Raw genomic sequence first — 24,776 nt, 5'->3', positions numbered from 1 at the left:
CACTGACGTACAGACGGGGCGCGGGTGGGCGCGGAAAGAGTAGCGGCAGAAGTCGATCCGGTCGCCCGGGTGCTGCCGATGCTCCCGCTCGCTCACCTCGACCGTGAATTCGACTACCTCGTTCCTCGTGAACTCGAAGCGGATGCGCAGCCCGGAGTCCGGGTGCGCATCCGCTTCGCTGGTCGTCTGGTGGACGGTTTCATCGTCTCGCGCGAGGCGACCAGTGACCATCAGGGGAAGTTCGGCTGGCTCGAACGCGTCATCTCGTCCGAGCGGGTCTTGACGGCCGAAATCGCGCAAGTCGTCGATCGTGTGGCGGAGCGTTATGCCGGAACCCGCGCCGATGTTCTCCGTTTGGCGGTACCGCCGCGGCACGCGAAGGTCGAGGCGGAACCGTGGGGGCCCGCCGAGCCGCCGTCCGCTCCTGAACCGATCGAAAATGGTTGGCATCTCTACAGATTCGGTGACGCCTTCCTGTCCGCGATTCGCGAGTCGAAAAGCCCACGTGCGGTCTGGCAGGCGTTGCCTGGTGAAAACTGGCCACTGCGCCTGGCCGAACTGGCCGGGGCCGTAGCGGCAAGTGGTAAATCCGCGATCCTGGTTGTGCCCGATCAACGCGACCTGGACCGCGTCGTCGCCGCTTGTACCGAACTCTCCGGAGCGGATGCGGTGGTAGGTCTGTCCGCGGGCCTGGGGCCGGCCATGCGATATCGGAGGTGGCTCGCTGCACTGCGCGGGACCGCCCGGATCGTCGTCGGCACGCGGAGTGCTGTTTTTGCGCCGACGCCCGAGACCGGTCTTGTCGTCGTCTGGGACGACGGCGACGACAACTTGTCCGAGCCGCGGTCGCCGTATCCACATGCCCGCGAAGTTGCCGTCCTGCGTGGCTACGTCGCCGGGTGCGCCGTCGTGATCGGTGGGTTCTCCCGTACGGCGGAAGCGCAGGTACTCGTCGACTCGGGATGGGCGCACGATCTGGTCGCTACGCGGGACGTCGTTCGTGCCCACGCACCCAAGATCACCGCGCTTGCCGACAGCGATCAAGCCTTGGCCCGCGATCCGGGAGCCAGAGCGGCTCGTTTGCCCGCTATTGCATTCGCGGCCGCCCGGCGCGCTCTGGGTGAGGGCAACGGAGTCCTGGTGCAGGTGCCTCGGCGGGGGTACGTACCGACCCTGGCCTGCGGAAAGTGCCGTGCCCCGGCACGGTGCCGTCGGTGCAACGGCCCACTGGCTCTTCCCGCTGCGGCAGGTCCCGACGGCGCCGGGACACCGGCGTGCCGCTGGTGCGGGGTTGCCGATGCCGCCTACCGATGTCACGCGTGCGGGGCGAAAGCGTTGCGCGCAGTGGTGGTCGGTGCCGGCCGGACCGCCGAAGAACTCGGGCGGGCGTTTCCCGGTGTGAAAGTTGTTCTGTCCGGGGGCAGTGATGTGGTCAAGGAACTGCCACACGGGCCCGCGTTGGTGGTCTCGACAGTGGGTGCGGAGCCGGTGATGACCGGCGGCTACGGCGCCGCGCTCTTGCTCGACGGCTGGGCACTGCTCGGCCGGCCCGATCTTCGCGCCGCCGAGGAAACACTCAGACGCTGGATGTCGGCTGCTGCCATGGTGATTCCGCTGTCCGAAGGCGGTGAAGTTGTGGTTGTCGCAGACTCGGGTATCCCGACGGTGCAGGCGTTGGTCCGATGGGATCCAGTGGGGCACGCACAGTCTCAATTCGAGGAGCGAGACGAGGTCGGCTTTCCTCCGGCCGTTCACATGGCTGCGATCGACGGTGGATCCGCGGCAATTGCGGAGTTGGTGGATTCAGCTGATCTGCCGGCAAGTGCTGTACTGCTCGGACCAGTGGAACTGCCTGCGGGGGAGAGGCTTCCGTATTCCGGTGAGGACGAGAGCGGTGTCGCGCCGGAGCGAATGCTGGTCCGCGTTGCACGCAAGGACGGTCGCGGCCTTGCGGACGCTCTGGCACATGCGAGGGCCGCGCGCAGTGCGCGGAAGTCTTCGGGTCCGGTCCGCATTCAGATCGACCCACGCCGCATCGGCTGAGTTTCGAGTTGTCGGAGGAATCCTTGCGCTACCCGATATGACGATATATCGTCGAACTATCAACGATAGTGATGGAGGTTCGACGATGGATGCAAGTTTCCCGAACGAGGGGATGTTCGGCCGGCGCGGTTTCTTCGGCGGTTTCGGCCGTGAGCAACGGCCACCATTTGTGATGTGGGTGCCGACGGACGACGGCGCGTCGGGCGATGGTCCCGGCGATCGAGACGGTGGACGACGCGGTCGACCGCACGAGCGGCCGGGCTTCGGTGACATGCCACGCAGAGGCCATCGGCGGGGGCGTTTCGGTCCAGACGGCGGACCCGGCCCCGGCTTCGGTCCGGGCGCTCAGTTCGGTCGCGGGCGAGGACGTGGCGGACGAGGTCGTCGAGGAGATGTGCGCGCTGCGATTCTGCTGTTGATCGCGGAAGAGCCGATGCACGGCTACGAATTGATTCAGCAGATCGTCGAGCGCAGCGGCGGCGTCTGGAAGCCGAGTCCGGGCTCCATTTATCCCGCGCTGTCCCAACTCGAGGACGAAGGACTGGTGATCATCGAAAAGGTTGCCGGCCGCAAGACCGCCAAGCTGACAGAAGAAGGCGTCGCGTACGTCGAGGAACATCGCGCCGATCTCGGGGCGCCGTGGGATGACGTTCGTCTCAGCGTAGGGGAGCCGGAGCAGGACCTTCGAGAACTGATCGGCCAGCTGATGGGCGCGGCCGGTCAAGTGGCTGCTGTAGGCACACCAGCGCAGGTCAAGGCCGCAGCCGACGTGCTTGTCGAGGCGCGCAAATCGCTCTACCGAGTGCTTGCCGGTGATGACGCCGATGAAGGCGGCAATTGAGACGTCGGATACCTACTGTTCGGTAGGGTATGCGCCTCGAAGTTTCTGGTGTTACGGTCAGCTCCCTCGTAGGATCAGAGCAGGAGCAGGAACAATGTCTGGCGTCAAACGGTCTGTGGGACTGACATTTTCGGTAGCAGTGGCGCTGCTGATCGGAGCACCGCCGGCTATATCGGGTGCCGCACCGACGCTTCCGTCTGCGAGTGCCGACGCGATGGCCGTTCCTCTCGACGTCGGTCCGGGTCAGGCGACCCGTTCCGTTGCTACGGCATATGCGCATGCTCATCCAGCATCCGCACCTGCCGGATCGAACGATTTCGGCTGTGAGCCTTCCGCCACGCATCCCCGACCGGTTGTACTCGCCCACGGAACCGACACCGAGGCGTACGCGGATTGGGCGGCCCTGTCGCCGGCACTGGCAGCTGACGGCTACTGCGTCTTCGCCCTCAATTACGGCGGTGCGATCAAAGAAGTAGACGGGGACGTCGCACACGAGACCTACGGCGTCGGCGACATAGTCGGTAGTGCCACCGCGTTCGGTTCTTTCGTCGATCAGGTGCTGACCGCGACCGGCGCGGACAAGGTCGACGTGATCGGCTATTCCCAAGGCGCGACGGTGACGCGGTACTACGTCAACAAGATGGGCGGCGACGCCTACGTCGATCATTGGGTCGGTTTGGCTTCGCCGACATACGGTGGGGTGATGTTCGGGTTGGTTCCCATTGTCCGTGCGATCCCCGGCGGAGAAGACTTTGTCGAAGACGTCTTTTCGCGAGCTGTCCGCGAGCAGATGCAAGGGTCGGATATGTTGAACACCCTCAACGCCGGCGGTGACACCGTACCCGGAGTGCGCTACACGACCATCGGGTCCACTGTCGACGAGATGATCCAGCCGTCCTCGAACATCGCGCTCCGCGGTGCCGGTGCAGAAAACATCGTCCTCCAGGATCTGTGCCCGTCTAACCTGACCGGCCACTTCCGCATGCCGTACGACCCCTACGTGATCGACGTCATCCGGACGGTCCTCGACCCCGATGCCGAGCGGCACGCTTCGTGCAGCGTGGTGCCGCTCGGCACGGATATTCCGCAAGTGGTCATCGACGCAAATTCGTGAGCTGCAAATTCGTGAGCTGCTAACTCGTGAGCACCGAGATCACGTGGGTCGGGATGTTTACTCGGCGAGCTTGGCAGTGGCCTGCGCCCACAGGAAGAACTTGTTCGTTCCGAGGTCGCGGACGGTCTTGATGTTGAACGCTGCCTTCAAATGTTCTGCGTCCGAATCGCTTACGCCGTTGAGTGCCGCGACCGGGGCGTCCGCCAATTCTTCGACGGACTTTCCTGCGTAGGCCTTGTCGAACTTACTGTCGATGCCTGCCATCTAAGTTCCTCCGTGTGATCGGTGTATCCCGTATCAGCCTCCGCCGAGTGGCGACGACAGAAACAGTCAATACCGAGGACCTGTGAATGTGCAGGGTTCTGATCAAAGAAATTGCTGAGAAAGTGGTTCGGTGCGGCGCGAGGTAGGTCGTAGCTCTCGCAGTCCTTAGACTGACAGTTCCACCCACCGACACATCCGGGAGCATTTTCGTGAGTTGCAGTCCACCGCGTTCGACAGGCCGATCGGCTGATCAGAGTCCGAAGAGCCCAACGAAACGGGAGAGCTGACATGCGCGTCGTGTTCGCCGGAACACCCGAACCCGCGGTTCCTTCACTGCGTCGGCTCATCGAATCCGCCAACCACGAAGTGGTAGCTGTCGTCACGCGTCCGGACGCTGTGGCGGGCCGCGGTCGAAAAGTCACCCGATCGCCGATCGGTCTGCTTGCCGACGAGCACGGCATCCCGGTGCTGACGCCGGCCAAGGCGTCCGATCCCGACTTCGCGGCCGAACTCGCCCGCCTCGAACCGGACTGTGCACCCGTCGTCGCCTACGGAAACCTGTTGCCACAGAACGTCCTCGACATTCCGAAATACGGTTGGGTCAATCTGCATTTCTCGTTGCTTCCCGCGTGGCGCGGCGCCGCGCCGGTGCAGGCCGCGATCAGTGCCGGTGACGAGGTGACGGGTGCGAGCGCGTTCCGTTTGGAAGCCGGGATGGATACCGGCCCCGTGTACGGAGTGATGACCGAGCGGATTCGCGACACCGATACGGCGGGCGACCTGCTCGGACGTCTCGCGGAAAACGGCGCTGCCCTCCTCGAATCGGTACTCGACGGACTCGAGGCCGGCGAGATCAACGCGGTTCCGCAGTCTGCCGACGGCGTCTCGTATGCCCCCAAGGTGACGGTGGACGCGGCCCGCGTGCGGTGGGAACTGCCCGCTCGCACAGTGGACCGGCATATCCGAGCCGTCACACCCGCACCCGGGGCATGGACGATGATCGGTGATCTTCGAGTCAAGGTCGGCCCGATCACCGTCACGGACGAGACCCTGGCAGTCGGTGAGATCTCGGTACGCAAGGATGGTCTGTACATCGGTACCGCGACCACCGCGGTGCGACTCGGGCAGATTCAGCCCCCGGGCAAGAAATTGATGTCGGCAGGGGACTGGGCACGCGGTGCCCGACTCGACGCGGAGGTACGAGCACAGTGACCGAATCACGACGACCGGCACGGCGGACACAGGGTCCCGGAGCCAAGAACGGCGGCGGCGCCAAGAACACCAAGCCGAAGCAGGCCAAGCGGCCTGATCCGGCAACCGCCGGGCTCGATCAACCGCGTCTGGCGGCGCGTGACGTCCTGCGCGCGGTCCGTGAGCGTGACGCGTACGCGAACCTGGTTCTGCCAGGGCTCCTGCGTGACCGCAAACTCGACGCACGCGACGCTGCGCTGGCAACCGAACTGGCATACGGCGCGGCACGTGCTCAGGGACTGCTGGATGCGGTGATCGCCCATGCAGCGGGTCGGCCGATCGAAGAGATCGACGGAACGCTGCTCGATGTACTCCGACTCGGCTCGTACCAATTGCTGCGCACTCGTGTCGCACCGCACGCTGCCGTCGCAACCTCGGTCGATCTGGTCCGCGCCGAAAACGGCCAGGGCCGAGCAGGATTCGTCAATGCGGTCCTGCGCCGTGTTTCCGAACGCACCCAGGAGGAGTGGGTCGAGCTGCTGGCCCCGAAGGACCCGGTCGGCCGGCTCGCCTTCGAGCACGCTCACCCCCTGTGGATCGCGCAGGTATTTGCCGACTCGCTCGGCGCTGCTGCCGGTGAACTCGAAGACGTCCTGATCGCCGACGACGCCCGCCCTGCAGTACACCTCGTCGCCCGCCCCGGCGAGATCTCCGCCGAGGAGCTAGCACTGGTGACCGGCGGCGAGATCGGGCCGTACTCGCCGTACGCCGTGCATCTCGACGGCGGTGACCCCGGACAGCTCGAGGCGGTCCGCCAAGGCTTGGCGGGCGTGCAGGACGAGGGCAGTCAGCTGGTGGCCCGCGCCCTCAGCATTGCTCCTCTCGAAGGTGAAGACTCCGGACGCTGGCTCGATCTCTGCGCAGGTCCGGGCGGTAAGGCAGCGCTTCTCGGCGCTCTCGCCGGTATCGAAGGCGGGCGACTCGACGCCGTCGAGCCCGTCGAACACCGTGCCGAGTTGATTCGCAAGACCACTCGCGAGCTTCCCGTGGACGTACACGTGGCGGACGGCCGCGAATCCGGGCTCGAACCCGGATACGACCGCATCCTCGTCGACGCTCCCTGCACCGGGTTGGGTGCGCTGCGTCGGCGCCCGGAGGCACGTTGGCGTCGCCAGCCGTCCGATGTGGCTCCGCTCGTGAAGTTGCAGCGTGAATTGCTTGCTGCCGCAATCGAACTGGTTCGCCCCGGCGGAGTGGTGCTGTACTCCACGTGCTCGCCGCACTTGTCGGAAACGCTGGCAGTGGTCGCCGATGCGGTGCGGCGTCACGGCGTCGTGGAACTCGACACCAAGGAATTGGTGCCAGGTGTCCCGGACGTCGGAGACGGATCGTCGGTTCAGTTGTGGCCGCATCGACACGGCACGGACGCTATGTTCATGGCCGCTTTGCGCAAGCCGCTGGCCTGATCGGATGACTTCTGGGCATCGGTAGTCGTATGGTGCCTACATGGTTACGTGGGAACAGGTTGTAGTACTGGGTTCGGCTCTTCCCTCCGTGGAAGAGTCGACCTCGTACAACACCCCGGCACTCAAGGTGGCAGGTAAAACTTTTGCGCGGCTCCGCACCGAAGCGGAGGGTGCTTTGGTCGTGATGTGCGGTCTGGACGAGAAGGAGGCGCTACTCGCCAGTGGCGAGGCGGCTTTCTTCACCACCGATCACTATCACGGGCACGGCTCGATCCTGGTGCACCTCGAACTGATCGACGAGGTGCAGTTGGGTGAGATGCTCGAAGACGCGTGGCGTATCAAGGCACCGGCCAAGGTGCGAAAGCTCCACACCGTCGTCAAGAACTGATCGGATTTCACCGGCTCCGATGTGCATGCACGGTCGGCAATGAGACACAGCTAAACTCGGCGTCGTGGCTTCCCCGATGATTGCACCGTCCATTCTGTCCGCAGATTTTGCTCGACTCGCTGATGAAGCGACTGCCGTGTCCGGCTCCGACTGGCTTCACGTCGACGTGATGGACGCGCATTTCGTTCCCAATCTCACGCTGGGTCTGCCGGTGGTCGAGAGTCTGCTGAAGGCGACGGATATTCCGCTCGACTGCCATCTCATGATCGAGAATCCGGAGCGCTGGGCGCCGCCGTACGCCGAGGCCGGTGCGTACAACGTCACGTTTCACGCCGAGGCCACCGACGATCCGCGTTCGGTTGCCCGCGATATTCGTGCAGCTGGTGCCAAGGCGGGGCTGAGCATCAAGCCTGGAACCCCGATCGACGACTACCTGGAAATCCTCGAGGACTTCGACACCCTCTTGATCATGAGCGTCGAACCCGGATTCGGTGGTCAGTCCTTCATGCCTCAGGTGCTCGACAAGGCACGCGCAGTTCGAAAGCTCGTCGACTCGGGTGAGCTGACGCTCCTTGTCGAAATCGACGGCGGCATCAACGCTTCCACGATCGAGCAGGCCGCCGAAGCAGGGATCGACTGCTTCGTCGCCGGTTCGGCGGTGTACGGAGCGAGTGATCCCGGTGAGGCGGTGCGCAAGCTGCGCGCGCAGGCCGCCTCGGCGTCGCCGCACCTGACGCTGTCGGTCTGAGCCGCTCGATGGCAAAGGGTGGACAGGCGTCGACGGCTGATCTCGACGCCGCGATGCAGATCGCGCTGGCCGCAGCTGATTCCGCGCGCGGATTCACCAGCCCCAACCCACCGGTCGGCGCGGTCATCCTCGCTGCCGACGGAACCATCGCGGGCGTCGGTATGACGCAACCGCCCGGTGGACCGCACGCGGAGGTCGTGGCTCTCGACGAGGCCGGCGATGCGGCACGTGGCGGTACGGCCGTGGTGACACTGGAACCGTGCAATCACCAGGGGCGAACCGGCCCTTGCTCACAGGCATTGATCGACGCCGGAGTCTCGGCGGTTGTCTACGCCGTCGGTGATCCCAATCCCGAGGCTTCCGGCGGCGCAGCGACGCTCATGCGCGCTGGAATCAGCGTCACGGCCGGACTGAGAGCACCCGAGGTGGAAGCTGGTCCACTGCGGGCCTGGCTGCACAAACAGCGCACCGGTCGCCCGCACATCACGTGGAAGTACGCGGCCAGTCTGGACGGACGCAGCGCCGCCGAGGACGGAACGAGTCAGTGGATCACCGGTCCGCAGGCGAGGGCGCGCGTGCATGCGCAGCGAGCGCAGATCGATGCGATCGTGGTCGGTACCGGCACCGTGTTCGCCGACGATCCGTGGCTGACCGCACGTCAGCCCACCGGTGAGCTCGCGGCGCACCAGCCCGTTCGCGTCGTCGTCGGAAAGCGCGAAATACCCTCGACGGCAAGCATTCTCGACGACACCGCACCGACTCTGGTGCTCAACACCGACAACGTCGACGAAGTAGTCGAGGCGTTGGGGGAGTACACGGACGTACTTCTCGAGGGTGGGCCCCGTCTGGCCGGAGCATTCCTTGCCGCCGGATATGTCGACGTCATAGAGGCATACATCGCTCCGATCCTGCTCGGCGCGGGCGCCTCCGCACTCGTCGATGCCGGAGTGCACACCATCACCGACGCCCACCGATTCCGTTTGGAGTCTGCGGTAACGATCGGCCCCGATATTTTGTTGAGTCTGGTTCCGGAGAGTTCTGCTCCGGGGAACGAGGAGTAGGGCGCGTGTTCACAGGAATTGTGGAAGAACTCGGCGAAATCGTCGCCAAGGAAGAACTGGTCGATGCTGCACGTTTCACGGTGCGCGGGCCACTGGTCACCTCCGACGCCGGCCACGGTGATTCGATCGCGGTCAACGGAGTGTGCCTGACGGTGGTCGACGTGCTTGCCGACGGTTCGTTCACCGCAGATGTCATGCAGGAAACCCTGAACCGCTCGAGCCTGGCGAAATTGGATGTCGGCTCTCGCGTCAACCTCGAGCGTGCCGCGGCGCTGAACAGCCGACTCGGCGGCCACCTGGTTCAAGGGCATGTCGATGGAACAGGCCACGTCATTTCCCGCTCGCCGTCCGAGAACTGGGAGGTAGTGCGGATCGCACTGCCCGACTCCATTTCCCGTTACGTCGTGGAGAAGGGTTCGATCACCGTCGACGGAGTCTCGCTGACGGTCTCCGCGCTGGGCGGAGACCGCGGGTTCGAGTACTTCGAGATCTCGCTGATCCCGACAACGCTCGAGTTGACGACGCTCGGAACCGCTGTGGTCGGTACGCCGGTCAACCTCGAGGTGGACGTGATCGCGAAGTACGTCGAGCGGCTTCACTCTGCCGGTCGGTAGGACCAGGCTGATCGGACCCGTCCGATTGGTCGTAGGGTTGTCAGTGCATCCGTCGGATGCACTTGTTGTATTCGATGATGTGAAAAGTCAAGACTTTGGAGTGCGAGCACGTGACCAGGTTCGACAGTATCGAGCGCGCAGTAGCAGATATCGCTGCAGGTAAAGCTGTTGTCGTCGTGGACGACGAGGATCGCGAGAACGAGGGCGACCTCATCTTCGCCGCCGAGAAAGCCACCCCGGAACTGGTGGCGTTCATGGTCCGGTACACCTCCGGCTACCTGTGCGTGCCGCTCGACGGTGACGATTGCGATCGGCTGGGCCTGCCCCCGATGTACGCCACCAACCAGGACAAGCACGGCACGGCGTACACCGTCACGGTCGACGCCCGTGAGGGAATCGGTACCGGCATCTCGGCGTCGGACCGCGCTGCGACGATGCGTCTGCTCGCCAACCCCGAATCCGGTGCCAACGATTTCACTCGCCCCGGTCACGTCGTTCCGCTCCGCGCGAAGGAAGGCGGAGTACTGCGTCGTCCTGGCCACACGGAAGCTGCAGTCGACCTCGCCCGCATGGCGGACCTGCGTCCTGCCGGCGTCATCTGCGAAATCGTCAGCCAGAAGGACGAAGGCGCGATGGCTCAGACCGACGAGCTGCGAGTATTTGCCGACGAACACAACCTTGCTCTGATCTCGATCGCGGACCTCATCGCGTGGCGTCGCAAGCACGAGAAGCACGTGCTGCGCATCGCCGAGGCCCGCATCCCCACCCGCCACGGTGAGTTCACCGCTGTCGGCTACACGAGCATCTACGACGAGGTCGAGCACGTTGCGCTGGTGCGTGGCGACATCGCAGGCCCCGACGGAGACGGTAGCGACGTGCTCGTCCGCGTTCACTCCGAGTGCCTCACCGGCGACGTCTTCGGTTCGCTGCGGTGCGATTGCGGCCCGCAGCTCGACGCCGCACTGGACATGGTCGCCCAGGAGGGCCGCGGCGTTGTTCTGTACATGCGCGGGCACGAGGGTCGTGGCATCGGTCTCATGCACAAGCTGCAGGCCTACCAGCTCCAGGACGCCGGTTCCGACACCGTCGACGCCAATCTCGAACTCGGCCTACCGGCGGACGCCCGTGACTACGGCATCGGTGCCCAGATCCTCGTCGATCTGGGGATCTCGTCGATGCGTCTGCTGACCAACAACCCGGCCAAGCGTGTGGGTCTGGACGGCTACGGCCTGCAGATCACCGATCGTGTTCCGATGCCGTTGCGCGCGAATGCGGAGAACCTCACCTACCTGCGCACCAAGCGCGATCGGATGGGGCACGATCTGATCGGACTGGACGAGTACGAGGCGAACCAGAACACCGCACAGCCGGGAACCGCATTGTGAGCGGGGAAGGTCAGCCGCAGCTCGCGATCGCCGAGGCCAAGGATCTGAAGCTGGCGATCGTTGCCGGGCAGTGGCACGCGACGATCTCCGAGGCTCTGATCGCCGGCGCGCAGCGCGTCGCGCAGGAGGCACAGATCAAGGACGTGACACTGGTCCGTGTCGCCGGCGCGATCGAACTGCCGGTCGTTGCGCAGGCATTGGCGCGCACGCACGACGCCGTCGTCGCACTCGGTGTTGTCATCCGCGGCGGTACGCCGCACTTCGAGTACGTGTGCGACGCGGTCACCGCGGGCCTCACACGCGTCTCCCTCGACGAAAGCACCCCCGTGGGGAACGGTGTCCTGACCACCGACACCGAGCAGCAGGCTCTTGACCGTTCGGGTCTGCCGGGTAGCGTCGAGGACAAGGGCGCACAGGCCTGCGCCGCCGCACTGGACACCGCAGTGACCCTGCGCCATCTCCGAGCACCATGGACCGAGGATTCGTTTCGATGAGTACACCCGGCGACAACGAGAACTGGGAACTGATCGCGTCACCGCGTAAGTCGACGCGATACGCGATCGGAGTTGCCGTCCTCCTGGTGATCGTTCACGTCACACTTGCACTCCTGCTCCGCCAGGGGTCCACCGGCGTGTACTTCCGTGCCGCGGACCAGATCGCGATGGCAGGCATCGGCACCATTCTGGCTCTCGGTGTGCTGATGTTGACGCGGCCCCGGGTCAAGGTGGGCAAGCAGGGTATCGCCGTACGAAACATCCTGGGCGAGAAGATCGTCGACTGGGATCTGTTCGAGGGACTCTCGTTCCCCGACGGTGCCGCCTGGGCACGCATCGAGTTGCCCGACGACGAGTACATGGCAGTGATGGCGATCCAGTCCAACGACCGCGAGTACGCCGTCGACACGGTCGGTAAGTTCCGCGAACTGGCCGACCGCTACGCACCGGTCGCGCACAAGAGCAACTGACGTCTTCCGACCGGTTCGGTGCCCGCATCCTGCGCGTTTCCGAGTCGGTCGGTGGCGGCGACTAACCTGAAACCGTGCCGGATCCCTCGACTTACCGCCCCGCTACCGGAACCATTCCGGCTGCGCCGGGCGTCTACAAATTTCGCGATCCGCATGGTCGGGTCATATACGTCGGAAAGGCGAAAAGCCTCCGTTCACGTTTGAACTCGTACTTCGCGGACGTCACGACACTTCATCCCCGTACTCGGCAGATGGTGACCACCGCCGGCAGCGTCGAGTGGACCGTCGTCAGTACCGAAGTCGAAGCGCTTCAGCTCGAGTACAACTGGATCAAGGAATTCGATCCGCGGTTCAACGTCCGGTACCGCGACGACAAGACGTATCCGGTTCTCGCTGTGACGCTCAACGAAGAGTTCCCGCGCTTGTTCGTCTACCGCGGTCCGCGGCGCAAGGGTGTCCGGTACTTCGGTCCCTACTCCCATGCCTGGGCCATCCGCGAAACACTCGATCTGCTGCTACGAGTGTTTCCCGCACGAACGTGCTCGTCCGGAGTCTTCAAACGACACAACCAGATCGGCCGGCCGTGTCTGCTCGGCTACATCGACAAGTGCTCGGCGCCCTGCGTCGGGCGAGTCAGCGCCGAGGAGCATCGTCAGATCGTCGAAGATTTCTGCGACTTCCTCGCCGGCCGCACGGACAAGTTGGTCAAAGATCTCGAAAAGCGCATGCAGCAGGCTTCCGAGGACCTCGACTTCGAGACCGCAGCCCGTCTGCGTGACGATATCGGGGCTTTGCGCAAGGCGCTCGAGAAGCAGGCCGTCGTACTCGGTGACGGCACCGACGCCGATCTCGTCGCCTTTGCCACTGATGATCTCGAAGCCGCCGTTCAGGTGTTCCACGTGCGGGGCGGACGCGTGCGGGGTCAGCGTGGATGGGTCGTGGAGAAGGCAGGCGACGCCATCGACTGGGCCGCACTCGACGCCGAGTCCGACCTGCCGATCCTGGTCGAGCAGTTCCTCACCCAGTTCTACGGGGAGCAGGCGGCCCTCGACCCGGGAGCGGGTTCCGAGGCCGGGATCAGCGCAGTTCCCAAGGAAGTTCTGGTGCCGGTTCTGCCGGCAAACGCGACCGAGATCCAGGCGTGGCTGAGCAAGCTTCGGGGATCGCAAGTGCAACTGCGGGTTCCGCAACGCGGCGACAAGAAAGACCTCGCCGAAACAGTCCAGCGAAACGCGAAAGAGGCTCTGGCGCAGCACAAGCTCAAGCGCGCCGGCGACTTCACTTCGCGTTCCGCGGCGCTTCAGGGCATCCAGGAAGCACTGGACCTGGACTCGGCTCCGCTACGAATCGAATGCATCGACATCAGTCACGTCCAGGGAACCGACGTCGTGGCGTCACTGGTCGTGTTCGAGGACGGGCTTCCGCGTAAGTCGGACTACCGCCACTACGCGATCAAGGAAGCCGCCGGCGACGGTCATTCCGACGACGTCGCGAGTATCGCCGAGATCACGCGTCGGCGGTTCCTGCGCCACAACCGCGACCTGGGCGTCCTCGCGGCGTCGGCGTCGACCATGGACTCGGACGGTGGGGACCTGGCTCCCGAAGCGGCGATCGACCCGGCGACGGGCCGGCCTCGGCGGTTCGCCTATCCGCCCAATCTGTTCGTCGTGGACGGCGGCGCCCCTCAGGTCACGGCGGCAGCGGCGGTCCTCGACGAGTTGGGGGTGACCGACGTCGCGGTAGTCGGGTTGGCCAAAAGACTCGAAGAGGTATGGGTACCGGGGGAAGAAGATCCGGTCATCCTCCCTCGGACGAGCGAGTCGTTGTATCTACTGCAGCGCATCCGAGACGAAGCCCACCGCTTCGCGATCACGTTCCATCGCAGCAAACGCTCGAGGCGGATGACGGCTTCGGCTCTGGATTCGGTCAAGGGGCTCGGTGAAACTCGTCGAACCGCTCTGGTGGCTCACTTCGGTTCCGTGGCGAAGCTGAAAACGGCAACGGTCGAGGAGATCATGCAGGTCCCCGGTATCGGTGAGACCACCGCCACAGCAGTTCTGGCCGCACTCGGCACGGATTCGGCTGCAGCCGACGCGGGTGCTGAAGCTCGAGCGCTGCCAGCCGCGGTAGGGGATGATGAGCTGGACACGGAATCCGAATCGTCTGTTACGTCTGCTGACGCGCCCAGCGCCGAATCCGGTAGCGGTGACGAAGGCTCCGAGTCGCGAGAATTGTCCATGCCGACGACGGGGCCGAGTGCACAGTGACTACCGACAGCGCCAAAGACAGTCGAACGATGGATTTCCTGCTGGTGACGGGATTGTCCGGAGCAGGTTTGAGTACCGCTGCCAAGGTGCTCGAAGACCTCGGCTGGTATGTCGCGGACAATTTGCCACCTGAGCTCATTTCCCGAATGGTCGGTCTGAGCCTGACCTCCGACCCGCCGGTCGATCGTCTCGCCGTCGTGATCGACGTGCGGAGTCGACTCTTCACCGGCGATCTCGGGTGGGTGCTCACCGAACTCGAGGCGGAACCGATCCATACTCGGGTGCTGTACCTCGAAGCGTCGGACGACGTGTTGATCCGACGGTTCGAACAGGTGCGCCGCAGTCATCCGTTGCAGAACGACGGCATCGACGGCACGTTGTCCGAAGGGATCGCAGCCGAGCGCCGGCAGTTGGCCGTGGTGAAGGCGGCCGCCGATCTGGTCATCGACACGTCGGCGCTGAAGGCGCATCAGCTGCGTCAGAAGATTGAAACGGCGTTCGGGAACGATGCCAACCGCACGATGAAGGTGACGGTCCAGTCGTTCGGATTCAAGTACGGCCTGCCGATGGACGCCGATCTCGTCTGTGACGTTCGTTTCCTGCCCAATCCCCACTGGATCCCTGAACTTCGCCCGCACACCGGTCAGGATGCCGACGTCCGCGACTACGTGTTGTCCCGCGAGGGCGCGGAAGACTATCTCGACACCTACCGACATCTGGTGGATTTGACGATCGCCGGATATCGACGAGAAGGAAAGCGCTACATGACAATTGCGGTCGGGTGCACCGGCGGTAAGCACCGAAGCGTGGCCATGTCCGAAGCTCTCGCGAGGCGTTTGGGTTCCGAGGACGACATCTCGGTCAGCATCGTGCACCGGGATCTGGGGCGCGAATGAGTGAACCGACACATCGCTCGCGGGAGACAACCGAGGGGCCGGCCATCGTCGCGCTCGGCGGCGGGCACGGATTGTTCGCCACGCTCCAGGCCGTCAGACGCTTGACGGTCGACGTCACCGCCGTGGTCACGGTCGCCGACGACGGTGGTTCGTCGGGCCGGCTGCGCGCCGAACTCGGCGTCATCCCGCCTGGAGACCTCCGGATGGCGCTGGCAGCTCTCGCGTCGGACGAACCCGAGATAGTCGACTGGACTCGGACCATTCAGCATCGCTTCGGCGGTGTCGGCGCACTTGCCGGGCACTCGGTGGGCAATCTCATCCTGGCCGGACTGACCGAGGTGCTCGGCGATCCGGTCGTCGCGCTCGACGAGATGGCGCGACTGCTGCGAATCCGTGGCCGTGTGCTGCCGATGTCGCCGATCGCGCTCGAGATCGAAGCCGACGTTCAGGGACTCGAAGAGGACCCCCGCGTCAGCCGCTGCATTCGTGGACAGGTTGCCGTCGCGACCACCCCGGGCAAGGTTCGGCGTGTGAGACTGCTCCCGTCCAATCCGCCCGCGTGCCCCGATGCCGTGACTGCGATCGATCGTGCCGATCTCGTGGTTCTCGGCCCGGGATCGTGGTTCTCGAGCGTGATCCCACACGTCCTGGTACCCGAACTCGTCGAATCACTGTCGTCGACGAACGCTCGAAAGGTGCTGGTGCTCAATCTCGCACCCGAGCCGGGGGAGACCGCCGGATTCTCCGCAGAGCGTCACCTGCACGTACTCTCCCAACACGTGCCCGATTTCCGGGTCGACTACGTGGTGGTCGACTCGGCGTCGGTACCGGCCGGGCGTGAACGTGAACATCTGCAGCGTGCGGCGGATCAATTTTCAGCCGAAGTCAGGTACGCGGATGTCGCGGACACCTCACCGGGCGCAGCGCATGTACACGATCCGGCAAAACTGGCCGATGTACTGGCTGAACTGTCGAGCAGTGCGGCAGTAGGGGATTCGACACAGTCTTCCCTGCAAGAACAGCAATCCGAAGAACAGAGGGAGAACGCTTCGTGGCAATGACAGCGGAGGTCAAGGACGAACTGAGCCGGTTAGTGGTGACTCAGGTCAGCTGCCGCAAGGCAGAGGTCTCCGCGTTGCTGCGCTTTGCCGGTGGGCTCCACATCGTCGGCGGCCGGGTGGTCGTCGAAGCAGAGGTGGATCTGGGCTCCACGGCGCGACGTCTGCGCCGGGAGATATTCGACCTGTTCACCTACAGTGCCGACGTGCACGTACTCAGTGCGGGCGGGCTTCGAAAGTCCGCTCGCTACATCGTGCGTGTAGCGAAGGAGGGTGAGGCCCTCGCGCGCCAGACGGGACTGCTCGATCTTCGCGGGCGCCCGGTTCGCGGCTTGCCTGCGCAGGTCGTCGGCGGAAGTGTCGGCGACGCCGAAGCAGCGTGGCGCGGTGCGTTCCTCGCGCACGGTTCCCTGACCGAACCCGGCCGTTCGTCGGCGCTCGAAGTGAGCTGCCCCGGCCCGGAAGCTGCACTTGCTCTGGTTGGAGCTGCGCGGCGTCTGGGGATCTCGGCGAAGGCACGTGAGGTTCGCGGAACGGATCGTGTGGTGATCCGCGACGGTGAGGCCATCGGCGATCTCCTGACCCGAATGGGAGCCCAGGACACACGTCTGGTGTGGGAGGAGAGGCGGATGCGACGCGAGGTCCGCGCCACCGCCAATCGTCTCGCCAATTTCGACGACGCAAACCTGCGACGCTCTGCTCGCGCTGCCGTTGCGGCTGCTGCGCGCGTCGAGCGTGCGTTGGAGATCCTCGGTGAGGACGTGCCCGATCACCTCGCGGCGGCGGGTGCACTGCGCGTCGAGCATCGGCAGGCGTCCCTCGAAGAACTCGGCCAGTTGGCCGACCCGCCGATGACCAAGGACGCCGTTGCCGGACGTATCCGTCGCCTGCTGTCGATGGCTGATCGCAAGGCCAAGGAAACGGGCATACCCGACACCGAATCCGCAGTGAATGTGGAGCTACTCGAAGAGGGGTGACCTGCCCTCCGTCAGGGTGGGCTGCGCACGTTCGGGCCACGCGCATTAGGGTATGAGTCACATCGACCGATGAACCCCACGTCCGCGTCGTGCACACACGGATTCGGAGTATGCGTGGGTCAAGTTGCACACCAGAATCATGGTCAAAGGAGCGAATTGTGACTGTCCGGGTTGGCGTAAACGGTTTCGGCCGTATCGGACGTAACTTCTTCAGGGCGGTGGATGCGCAGAAGGCGCTCGGAACCACCGATATCGAGATCGTGGCAGTCAACGACCTGACTGACAACGCGACGCTCGCTCACCTGCTGAAGTACGACTCCATCCTCGGCCGTTTGCCGTACGACGTGTCGCTCGACGGTGACGACACGATCGTCGTCGGCGATCAGCGCATCAAGGCCCTCGCACACCGTGGCCCGTTGAACGAACTTCCCTGGGGCGAGCTGGGCGTCGACGTCGTCGTCGAGTCCACCGGCATCTTCACCGACGCCGCAAAGGCCAAGGGACACCTCGAAGCCGGCGCCAAGAAGGTCATCATCTCGGCTCCGGCCAAGGGTGAAGACATCACCATCGTGATGGGCGTCAACGACGACAAGTACGACGGCAGCCAGAACATCATCTCCAACGCGTCGTGCACCACCAACTGCCTCGGCCCCATCGCCAAGGTTCTCGACGACGAGTTCGGCATCGTCAAGGGTCTGATGACCACGATCCACGCGTACACCCAGGATCAGAACCTGCAGGACGCTCCGCACGCAGACCTCCGTCGCGCCCGCGCAGCTGCCCTCAACATCGTTCCCACCGGTACCGGTGCAGCCAAGGCAATCGGCCTGGTTCTCCCGCAGCTGCTCGGCAAGCTCGACGGCTACGCACTGCGCGTGCCGATCCCCACGGGCTCGGTCACCGACCTCACCGCGAACCTGAAGAAGTCGGCCACCGCCGACGAGATCAACGCTGCGATGAAGGCTGCTGCCGAAGGACCCCTCAAGGGCATCCTGAAGTACACCGACGCACCGATCGTCTCCTCGGACATCGTCACCGACCCGCACTCGTCGATCTTCGACTCGGGTCTGACGAAGGTCATCGACGACCAGGTCAAGATCGTCTCCTGGTACGACAACGAGTGGGGCTACTCCAACCGCCTCGCCGACCTCATCGGCCTCGTCGCCAAGTCTCTCTGAGCGGAGTTTCGATAACAGTGGCAGTTCAGACGCTGAAGGATCTGCTGGACGCTGGGGTCGAAGGGCGCACCGTACTGGTGCGTTCCGATCTCAACGTCCCGTTGGATGGCGGAGAAATCACGGACCCGGGTCGCATCGTCGCGTCCGCTCCCACCCTGCGGGCACTTGCCGAGGGTGGAGCGAAGGTCATCGTGACCGCGCACCTCGGGCGCCCCGACGGTCAGCCCGATCCCAAGTTCTCCCTCGCACCGGTTGCCGCGAAGTTGGCCGAAATCCTCGGTCGCAACGTGCAACTCGCCGGTGACGTCGTGGGACAGGACGCGCTGGCTCGTTCCGAAGGACTCACCGATGGTGACGTCCTGATGCTCGAGAACATCCGTTTCGACCCTCGCGAGACCAGCAAGGACGAAGCCGAGCGGGTCAAGCTCGCCAAGGCTCTCGTCGAGCTGGTCGGTGACGACGGCGCATTCGTCTCCGACGGATTCGGTGTTGTTCACCGTAAGCAGGCGTCGGTCTTCGACGTCGCGAAGCTGCTCCCGCATTACGCCGGATACCTGGTCGGCGCCGAGGTCGAGGTGCTCGCCAAGCTCACGCAGGACGCAGCGCGTCCGTACGCGGTGGTGCTCGGTGGCTCCAAGGTCTCGGACAAGCTGGCCGTCATCGAGGCACTGGCGCCGAAGGTCGACACTCTGGTGATCGGCGGCGGAATGTTCTACACGTTCCTCGCGGCTCAGGGTGTGTCCGTGGGCAATTCGCTGTGTGAAGAGTCCATGATCGAGACCTGCAAGGATCTCCTCGACCGGTACGCCGACGTCATCCACATCCCTCAGGATGTTGTCGTCGCGGACTCCTTCTCGGCCGATGCCGAGTCGAAGATCGTTCCGTTCGACAAGATTCCCGACGGCTGGATGGGTCTGGACATCGGACCGGAGTCGGTCAAGCGCTTTGCCGCGATCCTGACCGGCGCCAAGACGGTGTTCTGGAACGGCCCGATGGGCGTGTTCGAGTTCCCGAAGTTCGAGGCAGGCACCCGCGGTGTCGCCGAGGCAATTGTGGAGGCAACCGAGAAGGGCGCCTTCAGCGTCGTCGGCGGCGGCGACTCCGCAGCAGCCGTTCGTCAGCTCGGTATCCCGGACGAGGGCTTCTCGCACATTTCCACCGGTGGTGGCGCTTCCCTCGAGTACCTCGAGGGCAAAGAGCTGCCTGGCATCGCAGTACTGGAAGGCTGATCCGACATGGCACGTAAGCCGTTGATCGCCGGCAACTGGAAGATGAATCTGAACCACCTCGAGGCTATCGCCCTGGTGCAGAAGATCGCTTTCTCTTTGCCTGCGAAGTACTTCGACAAAGTGGACGTCACGGTCATCCCGCCGTTCACCGACATCCGAAGCGTCCAGACGCTGATCGAGGGCGACAAGCTCCTCCTCACGTACGGCGCGCAAGATGTCTCGGCTCATGACTCGGGTGCGTTCACGGGCGAGATCAGCGGCTCCATGCTGGCCAAGCTCGGTTGCACCTTCGTCGTGGTCGGTCACTCCGAGCGTCGCACCCTTCACGGTGAGACCAACGAGACCGTCCTCGCGAAGACGAAGGCCGCTCTCAAGAACGGCCTCACGCCGATCGTGTGCATCGGCGAAGGCCTCGAGATCCGCGAAGCGGGCGAGCATGTCGCCTACAACGTCGAACAGCTCAAGGGTTCGTTGGCGGGCCTGAGCGCGGAGGAGATCTCCAAGATCGTCATTGCGTACGAACCTGTCTGGGCCATCGGCACCGGCCGTGTCGCTTCTGCCGCCGATGCACAGGAAGTGTGTGCTGCGGTACGAGCAACAGTGGCCGAACTTGCCGACGCCGAGGTCGCGGCCGGCGTTCGCGTTCTGTACGGCGGTAGCGTCAGCTCGAAGAACGTCGGAGAGATCGTCGGCCAGACCGACGTCGACGGCGCTCTTGTCGGCGGCGCGTCACTCAAGGCTGACGAGTTCGCGACACTGTCTGCGATCGCTGCAGGCGGTCCGCTCCCGTGATGATCGGGTAGTGAGCTGAAACTGCTCGAGACTAAGACTGCGGGTGTGTGACCGAGTAGGCCACACACCCGCAGTTTTTTGTTCGCGAGTCAGCTCACCAGTTTGGTTTCCAGAGCGCCGACGAGTTCGGGAGCAAGCTCCAACCCGGCGGTCAGATAGTTCTCGACGGTCCCGTAGTGGTGCTCGACCTGCTCGAAGGCAGCGCCCAGGTAACTCGCGTCGACGGAAAGCAGCAACCGGATCACCTCGCCCTTGTCTGCATCTGTGGCAGCGGCGATCTTCGCGACTGTTGCATCGATGTACTCGGCCGAGTACGTGTTCGTGAGCAGGTAGTCCGCCGTGATCGTTTCGCGCGGTACACCAGCGAGTGTCTGCAGTAGTGCTGCCGCCCAACCTGTTCGGTCCTTGCCCGCCGTGCAGTGGAAGAGTTGCGGCCCCTCGGTGGTCGCCAGGGCGGCGAACAACTGCGAAAATCCGTTCCGAGTGACGGGGTCTGCGACAAAGCTGCGATTGATGTTCTGCATGAAAGCTGTTGCAGCGTCCGCTGTTCGGAGAGCCATCGCTTCGGCGTGGATGTTTCCGGACAGGATGGGAATGTGGGCGTACATCGCCGGCGCCGGCACGATGTCGGGAGTTTCGTTCGCCTCGGTTTCGGAGCGCACGTCATAGACGGCGGTCAGCCCCAGCGATTCCACGATTGCAAGATCCTCGGGCGAGGGCGTCAGTACGTTTGCACGGTAGAAGACTCCGCGGCTCATCGCCTGTCCGCTGGTCGTGACGTACCCGGGGCCGGCCACGTCGCGGAAGTTGTGAATCGAAGCCAGACGCGGTGTGTCAGGCAGGGCAGTGTTGGGCAGGGCAGTGTCGGAAAGCATGGAGCCGGCCTTTCGGAGGTAGAGTCGCGTCAACTGAAAAACTACTGAATCGGTATCTCGACAGTGTGATCGATGCCACTGACCAAGAGTCGTGCCTGGCCGGGTGCAAAGTCATGTGCGAGGCGGGTATGTGGTCAGGCTATCTGCGCGCGCCTGTATGGTGTTATCGGTTGTAGTTGTCCCTATTGGATTGGTGGACGTAGACAGACATGAAACTGTTCCTGGATATCCTGCTGGTCATCACCAGCTTGCTCCTCATCGCCTTGGTGCTCCTGCATCGCGGTAAGGGCGGCGGTTTGTCGAGTCTGTTCGGTGGCGGTGTCCAGTCCAGCCTGTCCGGATCGACTGTTGTCGAGAAGAACCTCGATCGGTTGACGGTCTTCACCGCGTTGATCTGGCTCATTTCGATCGTCGGCATCGGCCTGGAGATCAAGTTCGCCTGATTCTCGGCTCATGACTTACAGCCGGTAGTTTTTCACACACGAATTTCAGACACGGAACCCCGCCTATCGAGCGGGGTTCTTTGTTTCGGTCGATAATTGTGTGATGACTGAAACCGCGTCGCATCGAGAAACACCGCGAGAGGCCACCGAGCCGCTGCGCGAAGACATCCGGCTTCTCGGCGGAATACTCGGACAAATAGTGCGAGAGCAAGCCGGCGACAATGTGTTCGATCTGGTCGAGCGAGCCCGTGTCGAGTCGTTCCGAGTCCGTCGTTCGGAGATCGATCGCGCCGAACTGGTGTCGCTGTTCGCCGAAATCAGTACGGACGACGCCATTCCCGTCATCCGGGCGTTCAGTCACTTCGCACTGCTCGCCAACCTGGCCGAGGACATCCATCGCGAGCGTCGACGGGCCATCCACGTCAATGCGGGGGAACCGCCCCGCGACAGCACTCTCGCGGCCACGTACACCAAACTTGATGCAGCCGATATCGATTCGGCCACCGTCGAAGAAGCGCTGCGGGGCGCCCTGGTCTCACCCGTCATCACCGCTCACCCGACGGAGACTCGACGCCGTACGGTGTTCGAGACGCAGAGTCGGATCACCGAGTTGATGCGATACCGCGAGCGCACGGCGCTGAGCGTCGCAGAAACCGCTGATGTCGATCTGCAATTGCGCCGTCAGATCCTGACCCTGTGGCAGACGGCACTGATCCGGCTCAGCCGCCTCCGCATCCAGGATGAAATCGAGGTAGGCCTGCGCTACTACGACGCAGCGTTGTTCGAGGTGATTCCGAAGATCAACGCCGAGGTTCGCAAAGCTCTGCGCACTCGTTGGCCGGACGCCGGGCTCCTGCCGGAACCGATCCTGAGGCCGGGTTCGTGGATCGGCGGTGACCGAGACGGCAATCCGTACGTGACCGGCGAAATCGTCCAGCGCGCCACGTCGCGCGCTGCGGCGACTGCTCTCGAGCATCACCTCGAGGAACTCGAACATCTCGAGCGTGAACTGTCGATGTCGGCGCGGCTGGTTTCCGTCACGCCCGAACTCGATCTGCTGGCGTCTACCTCCGGCGACGACTCTGCCTTCAGGGCCGACGAGCCGTACCGTCGCGCGATTCGCGGTATCCGCGGGCGCTTGAGCGCCACAGCACTGACGGTACTGGGGGAGTTGCCCGCCCACGGCTCCGACGACGGACACGAGGCGTACACCGACCCGGCACAGTTGCAGCGGGATCTCGGAATCATCGACACCTCGTTGCGTCGTTTCGGTGACGAGACCATCGCCGACGATCGACTCGATCGGCTCCGAGAAGCGGTGGAGGTGTTCGGCTTTCACCTGTCCGGTCTGGACATGCGGCAGAACTCCGAGGTACACGAAAGCGTCGTCGCAGAACTTCTGGCGTGGGCCGGAGTTCACCCGGACTACGCGTCCTTGCCGGAAGCCGATCGAGTCGAATTGCTGTCGGCCGAGTTGACGACGCGGCGACCACTGACTTCGCCGGACGCCGAGTTCAGCGAATTGACCACCAAGGAACTGGCCATCATGGCGGCCGGTGCCAAGGCAGTGCGGGTTCTCGGAGCGGGTGCGGTACCCAACTACATCATCAGCATGTGTACCTCGGTCAGTGACATGCTCGAGGCTGCAGTGCTGCTCAAAGAGGTCGGGGTGCTCGATCCGGGCGTCGGTAGCGAGCCCTCGTGCCCGATCGGCATCGTGCCGTTGTTCGAGACGATCGAGGATCTGCAGGGCGGCGCCGACACATTGCTGGCGACGCTCGACATCCCGATCTATCGTGCGATCGTCCGTTCCCGTGGTGACAGTCAAGAAGTGATGCTCGGGTACTCCGACTCGAACAAGGACGGCGGGTACCTGGCAGCCAACTGGGCGCTGTACCGTGCCGAACTCGACCTCGTCGATGCCGCGCGTAAGAGCGGAATCAGGTTGAGGCTCTTCCACGGCCGCGGCGGAACCGTCGGACGTGGCGGCGGACCGAGTTACGAAGCGATTCTGGCTCAGCCTCCCGGTGCAGTCGCTGGTTCTCTGCGAATCACCGAGCAGGGTGAGGTGATTGCGGCCAAGTACGCCGAACCGCGTCTGGCACATCGCAACCTCGAAACACTCATCGCCGCGACTATCGAGTCGACGTTGCTCGACGTCGAAGGACTCGGCAGCGATGCCGACGCTGCCTACGCGGTACTGGACGAGCTCGCGGCCCTCGCCCGCACCGCGTACAGCGAATTGGTGCACGACACACCAGGATTCGTGCAGTACTTCGAAGCGTCGACACCGGTCGCGGAGATCGGGGCACTCAACATCGGCTCTCGTCCGGCCTCTCGCAAGCAGACCAAGGCGATCTCCGACCTGCGAGCGATTCCCTGGGTGCTCTCGTGGAGTCAGTCTCGCGTGATGCTTCCGGGTTGGTACGGAACCGGCGCCGCGTTCGAACGATGGATCGACGGAGACGACGCTCGGCTTGCCACGTTGACGGCCCTGTACGAGAAGTGGCCGTTCTTCCGAACCGTGCTCTCGAACATGGCCATGGTGATGTCGAAGTCGGATCTCGGTTTGGCGGCCCGGTACGCGGACCTCGTGCCCGACGCCGAACTGCGCGAGCGAGTCTTCGGAATGATCACCGACGAGCACGAACGCACAATTCGCATGTACAAGGCAATCACGGGCAACGAGAACCTCTTTGCCGACAACTCGGGCCTCGAGCGTTCGGTCCACAACCGGTTCCCGTACCTCGAACCTCTCAACCATCTACAGGTCGAGCTGATCCGTCGGTACCGTTCCGGCGACGAGAGCGATCAGGTGCGTCGGGGTATCCAGCTGACGATGAACGGCCTGGCCACTGCGCTTCGTAACAGTGGCTAGGTAACAGCGGCTGGTTCTGCAGGTTTACCAGGGTGTGCGTGCGGCGACTCTAGAGCTGTCGCACGCACACCCAACGCTGCGCACCGGACCGAACGGGGACCGTA

At 64.0% G+C, this 24,776-nt stretch carries 23 protein-coding genes; 21 read left to right on the top strand and 2 right to left on the bottom strand.

What is annotated here, in order from left to right:
- Nucleotides 1-24: 24 nt before the first annotated feature.
- The 3 genes from ABH939_RS16250 (at nt 25) to ABH939_RS16240 (ending at nt 3,998) form a co-directional block, all read left to right on the top strand.
- The gene (locus ABH939_RS16250) at nt 25-2,043 is read left to right on the top strand and encodes a primosomal protein N' (protein WP_404649809.1); all 2,019 of its coding nucleotides are present in this window, start codon (nt 25-27) and stop codon (nt 2,041-2,043) included.
- A 172-nt stretch (nt 2,044-2,215) separates the two neighbouring features.
- Nucleotides 2,216-2,884, top strand: a complete 669-nt coding sequence (locus tag ABH939_RS16245) for a PadR family transcriptional regulator (RefSeq protein WP_370852745.1) — start codon at nt 2,216-2,218, stop codon at nt 2,882-2,884.
- Between the two features lie 94 nt (nt 2,885-2,978).
- Nucleotides 2,979-3,998 carry an esterase/lipase family protein gene (locus ABH939_RS16240; RefSeq protein ID WP_404649808.1) on the top strand — a complete coding sequence of 340 codons (1,020 nt, stop codon included), beginning with the start codon at nt 2,979-2,981 and terminating at the stop codon, nt 3,996-3,998.
- A gap of 57 nt (nt 3,999-4,055) precedes the next feature.
- Here ABH939_RS16240 and ABH939_RS16235 read toward each other — a convergent pair whose 3' ends face one another.
- A complete protein-coding gene (locus ABH939_RS16235; protein ID WP_003944900.1) occupies nt 4,056-4,262 on the bottom strand; it encodes a hypothetical protein in 207 nt (68 codons plus the stop codon).
- 288 nt (nt 4,263-4,550) lie between these two features.
- Here ABH939_RS16235 and fmt point away from each other — a divergent pair, with 288 nt between their 5' ends.
- From fmt to tpiA, 16 genes are all read left to right on the top strand, one after another.
- Nucleotides 4,551-5,474 carry a methionyl-tRNA formyltransferase gene (gene fmt, locus ABH939_RS16230; protein ID WP_007727991.1) on the top strand — a complete coding sequence of 308 codons (924 nt, stop codon included), beginning with the start codon at nt 4,551-4,553 and terminating at the stop codon, nt 5,472-5,474.
- Nucleotides 5,471-6,919: an RsmB/NOP family class I SAM-dependent RNA methyltransferase gene (locus ABH939_RS16225; RefSeq protein ID WP_003944903.1), complete on the top strand. Its 1,449-nt coding sequence runs from the start codon at nt 5,471-5,473 to the stop codon at nt 6,917-6,919. Before fmt ends, ABH939_RS16225 begins: the two co-directional genes overlap by 4 nt.
- A gap of 40 nt (nt 6,920-6,959) precedes the next feature.
- The gene (locus tag ABH939_RS16220; RefSeq protein WP_003944924.1) at nt 6,960-7,307 is read left to right on the top strand and encodes an MmcQ/YjbR family DNA-binding protein; all 348 of its coding nucleotides are present in this window, start codon (nt 6,960-6,962) and stop codon (nt 7,305-7,307) included.
- Nucleotides 7,308-7,371: 64 nt separating this feature from the next.
- Nucleotides 7,372-8,055: a ribulose-phosphate 3-epimerase gene (rpe, locus tag ABH939_RS16215; protein ID WP_030536417.1), complete on the top strand. Its 684-nt coding sequence runs from the start codon at nt 7,372-7,374 to the stop codon at nt 8,053-8,055.
- Nucleotides 8,056-8,063: 8 nt separating this feature from the next.
- Nucleotides 8,064-9,116, top strand: a complete 1,053-nt coding sequence (gene ribD / locus ABH939_RS16210; RefSeq protein WP_003945026.1) for a bifunctional diaminohydroxyphosphoribosylaminopyrimidine deaminase/5-amino-6-(5-phosphoribosylamino)uracil reductase RibD — start codon at nt 8,064-8,066, stop codon at nt 9,114-9,116.
- 5 nt (nt 9,117-9,121) lie between these two features.
- The gene (locus ABH939_RS16205) at nt 9,122-9,730 is read left to right on the top strand and encodes a riboflavin synthase (protein ID WP_003944892.1); all 609 of its coding nucleotides are present in this window, start codon (nt 9,122-9,124) and stop codon (nt 9,728-9,730) included.
- A 110-nt stretch (nt 9,731-9,840) separates the two neighbouring features.
- Nucleotides 9,841-11,115, top strand: a complete 1,275-nt coding sequence (locus ABH939_RS16200; RefSeq protein WP_003944833.1) for a bifunctional 3,4-dihydroxy-2-butanone-4-phosphate synthase/GTP cyclohydrolase II — start codon at nt 9,841-9,843, stop codon at nt 11,113-11,115.
- Nucleotides 11,112-11,609, top strand: a complete 498-nt coding sequence (ribH, locus tag ABH939_RS16195; protein ID WP_003944999.1) for a 6,7-dimethyl-8-ribityllumazine synthase — start codon at nt 11,112-11,114, stop codon at nt 11,607-11,609. Before ABH939_RS16200 ends, ribH begins: the two co-directional genes overlap by 4 nt.
- On the top strand, nt 11,606-12,079 hold the full coding sequence (locus ABH939_RS16190) for a PH domain-containing protein (RefSeq protein WP_003944987.1): 474 nt from the start codon (nt 11,606-11,608) through the stop codon (nt 12,077-12,079). The genes ribH and ABH939_RS16190 overlap by 4 nt, the downstream gene beginning before the upstream one ends.
- A gap of 74 nt (nt 12,080-12,153) precedes the next feature.
- A complete protein-coding gene (gene uvrC, locus ABH939_RS16185) occupies nt 12,154-14,346 on the top strand; it encodes an excinuclease ABC subunit UvrC (RefSeq protein WP_003944805.1) in 2,193 nt (730 codons plus the stop codon).
- Nucleotides 14,343-15,242, top strand: coding sequence for an RNase adapter RapZ (gene rapZ / locus ABH939_RS16180; RefSeq protein ID WP_003944872.1), 900 nt, complete (start codon nt 14,343-14,345; stop codon nt 15,240-15,242). The genes uvrC and rapZ overlap by 4 nt, the downstream gene beginning before the upstream one ends.
- On the top strand, nt 15,239-16,303 hold the full coding sequence (gene yvcK, locus ABH939_RS16175; RefSeq protein WP_047270386.1) for a uridine diphosphate-N-acetylglucosamine-binding protein YvcK: 1,065 nt from the start codon (nt 15,239-15,241) through the stop codon (nt 16,301-16,303). Before rapZ ends, yvcK begins: the two co-directional genes overlap by 4 nt.
- Nucleotides 16,300-17,277 (top strand): DNA-binding protein WhiA, encoded by a 978-nt coding sequence (gene whiA, locus ABH939_RS16170; protein ID WP_021344225.1) that lies wholly within the window; start codon nt 16,300-16,302, stop codon nt 17,275-17,277. Before yvcK ends, whiA begins: the two co-directional genes overlap by 4 nt.
- Before the next feature lie 158 nt (nt 17,278-17,435).
- Nucleotides 17,436-18,455, top strand: coding sequence for a type I glyceraldehyde-3-phosphate dehydrogenase (gap, locus tag ABH939_RS16165; RefSeq protein ID WP_003944851.1), 1,020 nt, complete (start codon nt 17,436-17,438; stop codon nt 18,453-18,455).
- Nucleotides 18,456-18,472: 17 nt separating this feature from the next.
- Complete coding sequence (locus ABH939_RS16160; protein WP_003944901.1) at nt 18,473-19,684, top strand: phosphoglycerate kinase; 1,212 nt, start codon at nt 18,473-18,475, stop codon at nt 19,682-19,684.
- Between the two features lie 6 nt (nt 19,685-19,690).
- On the top strand, nt 19,691-20,476 hold the full coding sequence (gene tpiA, locus ABH939_RS16155) for a triose-phosphate isomerase (protein ID WP_042919821.1): 786 nt from the start codon (nt 19,691-19,693) through the stop codon (nt 20,474-20,476).
- Nucleotides 20,477-20,565: 89 nt separating this feature from the next.
- On the opposite strand, the gene ABH939_RS16150 is transcribed toward tpiA, so the two are convergent.
- Nucleotides 20,566-21,351 (bottom strand): tyrosine-protein phosphatase, encoded by a 786-nt coding sequence (locus ABH939_RS16150; protein WP_269609242.1) that lies wholly within the window; start codon nt 21,349-21,351, stop codon nt 20,566-20,568.
- Between the two features lie 209 nt (nt 21,352-21,560).
- On the opposite strand from ABH939_RS16150, the gene secG reads away from it, so the two are divergent.
- The gene (gene secG / locus ABH939_RS16145) at nt 21,561-21,794 is read left to right on the top strand and encodes a preprotein translocase subunit SecG (protein WP_003944946.1); all 234 of its coding nucleotides are present in this window, start codon (nt 21,561-21,563) and stop codon (nt 21,792-21,794) included.
- A 103-nt stretch (nt 21,795-21,897) separates the two neighbouring features.
- Entirely contained in the window at nt 21,898-24,672 is a 2,775-nt protein-coding gene (ppc, locus tag ABH939_RS16140) for a phosphoenolpyruvate carboxylase (protein ID WP_404649807.1), read from the top strand.
- The last annotated feature ends 104 nt before the right edge of the window (nt 24,673-24,776 follow it).

Origin of the sequence: Rhodococcus sp. 27YEA6, assembly GCF_044908235.1 — a bacterium.
Classification (GTDB): domain Bacteria; phylum Actinomycetota; class Actinomycetes; order Mycobacteriales; family Mycobacteriaceae; genus Rhodococcus_F; species Rhodococcus_F qingshengii.
Note: the sequence above shows the minus strand (reverse complement) of the source record. Positions and strands in the feature narration are given on the sequence as shown.